This window comes from Staphylococcus sp. HMSC14C01 (assembly GCF_001808085.1).
GTDB lineage: Bacteria > Bacillota > Bacilli > Staphylococcales > Staphylococcaceae > Staphylococcus > Staphylococcus hominis.
On sequence record NZ_KV792041.1, the window covers coordinates 11,935 to 12,556 of the forward strand.

A 622-nucleotide genomic window follows, 5' to 3' on the forward strand; every position below is an offset into this window, starting at 1 on the left:
AAGTGCTCTACCAAGCTGAGCTACTTCCCGTATATTAAATTGATAATTTTAAATGGCGCGCCCGATAGGAGTCGAACCCATAACCTCTTGATCCGTAGTCAAACGCTCTATCCAGTTGAGCTACGGGCGCTATATTTAAATTGGTGCCGAGGACCGGAATCGAACCGGTACGGTGATCTCTCACCGCAGGATTTTAAGTCCTGTGCGTCTGCCAGTTCCGCCACCCCGGCAAAATAATGGAGCGGAAGACGGGATTCGAACCCGCGACCCCCACCTTGGCAAGGTGGTGTTCTACCACTGAACTACTTCCGCATATGCGGGTGAAGGGAGTCGAACCCCCACGCCGTAAGGCGCTAGATCCTAAGTCTAGTGCGTCTGCCAATTCCGCCACACCCGCGTATACATGTGAGCCATAGAGGATTCGAACCTCTGACCCTCTGATTAAAAGTCAGATGCTCTACCAACTGAGCTAATGGCTCAAAGATGGTGCCGGCCAGAGGACTTGAACCCCCAACCTACTGATTACAAGTCAGTTGCTCTACCAATTGAGCTAGGCCGGCTATTAAATTGAATGGTGGAGAATGACGGGATCGAACCGCCGACCCTCTGCTTGTAAGGCAGA

6 tRNA genes are annotated in these 622 nt (G+C 51.8%); all 6 read right to left on the bottom strand.

Annotated features, from left to right (window positions below):
- Positions 1-53 precede the first annotated feature (53 nt).
- Positions 54-130 (bottom strand) — tRNA-Arg (locus tag HMPREF3131_RS07930).
- 11 nt (positions 131-141) lie between these two features.
- A tRNA-Leu gene (locus HMPREF3131_RS07935) sits at positions 142-230 on the bottom strand.
- A gap of 7 nt (positions 231-237) precedes the next feature.
- Positions 238-312: transfer RNA gene (locus tag HMPREF3131_RS07940), tRNA-Gly, on the bottom strand.
- A 3-nt stretch (positions 313-315) separates the two neighbouring features.
- Positions 316-397 (bottom strand) — tRNA-Leu (locus HMPREF3131_RS07945).
- Positions 398-406: 9 nt separating this feature from the next.
- Positions 407-479: transfer RNA gene (locus tag HMPREF3131_RS07950), tRNA-Lys, on the bottom strand.
- Between the two features lie 5 nt (positions 480-484).
- Positions 485-560: transfer RNA gene (locus tag HMPREF3131_RS07955), tRNA-Thr, on the bottom strand.
- Positions 561-622 lie beyond the last annotated feature (62 nt).